We start from the raw sequence: 3,332 nt of genomic DNA, 5'->3' as shown, positions 1-3,332 counted from the left end.
CATTGCTAAACCCCTACGCCGTAATCCCTAGTAGGTCATGATATTACGGGATTACAATGTAATAATACCAACGATGTGACCATCACCAGAAATTCACTTTTATCAAGATAAGTCCTCAAAATAACAGTGTTTTATAATCCACAAATTCACCATCGCCGTTCTATTCGATTAAAAGATTATGATTACACCCAAGAAGGTGCATATTTCATTACCATTTGTACAAAAAACAGACAATGTATCTTTGGTGATATCAAACAAGGAGAAATGAAATTAAATTTGCTAGGGACGATTGCTTGTAACTGCTGGCAAGAAATTCCTCAACATTTTCCACACATACAATTAGATATATTTGTGATTATGCCCAATCATATTCATGGAATATTATGGATTCATAACACAATTACCAGCGAGAATGAGCTAAGGAAGTATGGCAAAATGGTATCTGGTTCAATTCCTTGTGTGATTAGGTCTTATAAAAGTGCCGTTACCAAAAAGATTAATCAAATTTGCAATCTAAAAGGTATATCTTCAGTATGGCAAAGAAATTTTTATGAACATATTAATAGCAATGAAGAATCTTTAGAATCAATTAGAAAATATATTATTAATAATCCTTTAGGATGGGAAAATGATCGTGAAAATCCTGGTGATATTTCCCAGCAGCACGGTTTGCTATTAGATGTACCTTTTTAGTCGTAGATGTGTTGGCGTGTAGGGGTTTAGCATTGCTAAACCCCTACGTTTTGGTTGGGATGGGTGCGTCGCCTTTGTGACTACCCATAGCGCGATCGCTCTTTTGTATATCTGGTTGCGAGATAGATGCAAAACTCCGTATTTTTAAATCTTAGATTGAGTCATTGAGTTTATAATTTTAAACTGTGACTCAGAACTAATAATTGGAGCGAAGCAACTGGTGAGCAGCTTATTACAAGGAGTCAACCTGTACTTAATTGGTATTATGGGCGTTGGTAAGACGACAGTAGGGCACTTACTAGCCAAGGAATTGGGTTATGGGTTTGTAGATACGGATGATGTTATTGCCCAAGCAACAGGTAAATCTATCAATCAGTTATTTGCCCAAGAAGGTGAAGCGGGATTTCGTCAGTTAGAAAGCGATGTACTTTCACAAGTCTGTGCTTTTACAAAGTTGACTATAGCAACTGGTGGGGGCATTGTACTGCGGCGAGAAAATTGGGGTTACTTGCACCACGGGTTGATAGTGTGGCTAGATGCGCCAGTGGAGATAATTTACAACCGTTTAGCTGAGGATACCACAAGACCACTACTGCAAGATGCCGATCCTAAAGCTAAGTTGCGATCGCTCCTCGAACAACGAACACCACTATACTCTCAAGCCGATTTGCACATCACCGAGCGAGAGGGGGATACACCTGAAGACATTGCCAAGCGAGTACTTGAGGGAATTCCCAACATTCTCAAAACACAAGTTTCACATTAGGCGTAAGTTACCAAATTTTGCCCATACGCAGGATAAATCCTGGTAATTCTGGATTGCCACTAACTACTTCGGGATTATCCAAAATTTCAACTTCTCGATTCGGACGGTAAATATAGACTTTTCGATTCTGCCGATCGATTAACCAGCCTAGTAACGCACCGTTATCGATGTACTCCTGCATTTTGTCTTGTAATTTTATTAGGCGATCGCTAGAGGAGCGTAACTCAATCACAAAGCTGGGACAAATTGGTGCAAATGAGGCTTTTTGTGCATCTGTTAAAGCATTCCAGCGCTCCAGTTCAATCCAAGAAGCATCAGGGGAACGCATTGCTCCATTGGGTAGTGTAAAACCTGCACTGGAGTCAAAGCCTATGCCAGTGCCATCTTGTTCAGTCCAATTCCCCAGCTGTGCAGCAATGTTAAAGTTACGGTTGCCCGTATCTGAAAAAGCTGGTGGCATAACGATAACTTCACCATTAGCAGTGCGCTCGATTCGTAAATCTCCATTGGCTTGGCAGAATTCATAGAACTGCTCATTTGTCATCTGCACCAGCGAAGGGAAATTTACCGTTAGGGGTGTGCTTTCAGTTTGAATTAGCAGCGTGGTCATTTTCATTCCCTAGCTTCAGCCGAATAATTCCAATTTTAGAGGTTTGAAGGAGCGATCGCTTGCTTGTTATGTCGGGTAATCTGGCAACAGTGATTTATTTGGTATCAGTTATTCCGAACACTACCATCAGGCATAATGTTGTACTGAAATATTGCTCCTTAAGCAGTTTATTTATAATGTTGGGTTCCGCTAACGCTGCACCTAATCTTGTATCTTAAAAATAAGTTTTTGTAAGTGATACTTATACAAAAAGCTTATTTTGCTCTTGGCAGCCACAAGACATTGTTACAGGTTACAAAGTCTTCTACACTTACTGAAATAGGTTTTAACTCTCAACGGCGGCTCCTCATGACGGACAACGATTCTGAATACATCAGGCAAGCTGAAGCCACTCGTGTACGTGTACTAAGCGAAGCACTACCTTATATTCAACAATTTGCCGGTCGCACTGTTGTTGTCAAATATGGTGGTGCAGCTATGAAAGATAGCGCACTCAAAGACAAAGTTATCCGCGACATTGTATTCTTATCCTGCGTGGGCTTGCGTCCGATTGTAGTACACGGTGGTGGCCCAGAAATTAACAGTTGGTTAGATAAGCTGGGCATCGAACCACAATTTAAGAATGGTTTGCGAGTCACTGATGCTGCCACAATGGATGTGGTGGAAATGGTTTTAGTTGGTCGAGTTAATAAAGAAATTGTCGCGCTGATTAACCAAGCTGGTGGATTGGCTGTAGGACTTTGCGGTAAAGACGGTAATCTATTTACAGCCCGTCCTCAAGGTCAAGAAGGCATCGGCTTTGTGGGGGAAGTTAGCAATGTCAACATCAAGATTTTGGACACCCTCGCTAGCAATGGCTATATTCCGGTAGTTTCCAGCGTCGCCGCAGACGAAACAGGGCAAGCTTATAACATTAACGCTGATACTGTAGCTGGAGAAATCGCTGCTGCACTGGGAGCAGAAAAGTTAATTTTACTGACCGATACCAGTGGAATTTTAAAAGATTACAAAGATCAATCTACTTTGATTCCGAAAGTAGATATCCGCGAAGCCCGCGAGTTGATTGCTAATGGCATAGTCAGCGGTGGGATGATTCCTAAAGTGAGTTGTTGTGTGCGATCGCTTGCTCAAGGAGTCCGTGCAGCACACATCATTGATGGCCGCATTCCCCACGCCCTATTACTGGAAATCTTTACTGATGTTGGGATTGGGACAATGATTCTCGGTTCGCAGTTTACCTCATAGGAGTGAGGAGTGAGGAGT

4 protein-coding genes are annotated in these 3,332 nt (G+C 41.7%); 3 read left to right on the top strand and 1 reads right to left on the bottom strand.

Annotated features, from left to right (window positions below; genetic code table 11):
• Positions 1–126: 126 nt before the first annotated feature.
• Both RRG12_RS42075 and RRG12_RS42070 read left to right on the top strand, forming a co-directional pair.
• A complete protein-coding gene (locus RRG12_RS42075) occupies positions 127–693 on the top strand; it encodes a transposase (protein WP_420760204.1) in 567 nt (188 codons plus the stop codon).
• Positions 694–913: 220 nt separating this feature from the next.
• Positions 914–1,459: a shikimate kinase gene (locus tag RRG12_RS42070; protein ID WP_420760205.1), complete on the top strand. Its 546-nt coding sequence runs from the start codon at positions 914–916 to the stop codon at positions 1,457–1,459.
• 7 nt (positions 1,460–1,466) lie between these two features.
• On the opposite strand, the gene RRG12_RS42065 is transcribed toward RRG12_RS42070, so the two are convergent.
• Entirely contained in the window at positions 1,467–2,069 is a 603-nt protein-coding gene (locus tag RRG12_RS42065) for a Uma2 family endonuclease (RefSeq protein ID WP_420760206.1), read from the bottom strand.
• Between the two features lie 348 nt (positions 2,070–2,417).
• On the opposite strand from RRG12_RS42065, the gene argB reads away from it, so the two are divergent.
• Positions 2,418–3,314: an acetylglutamate kinase gene (argB, locus tag RRG12_RS42060; RefSeq protein WP_069068581.1), complete on the top strand. Its 897-nt coding sequence runs from the start codon at positions 2,418–2,420 to the stop codon at positions 3,312–3,314.
• The last annotated feature ends 18 nt before the right edge of the window (positions 3,315–3,332 follow it).

It is taken from the genome of Nostoc sp. CALU 546, from assembly GCF_048836525.1.
The sequence above is the reverse complement of the archived record's forward strand: the minus strand, read 5'-3'. Positions and strand labels throughout refer to the sequence as shown.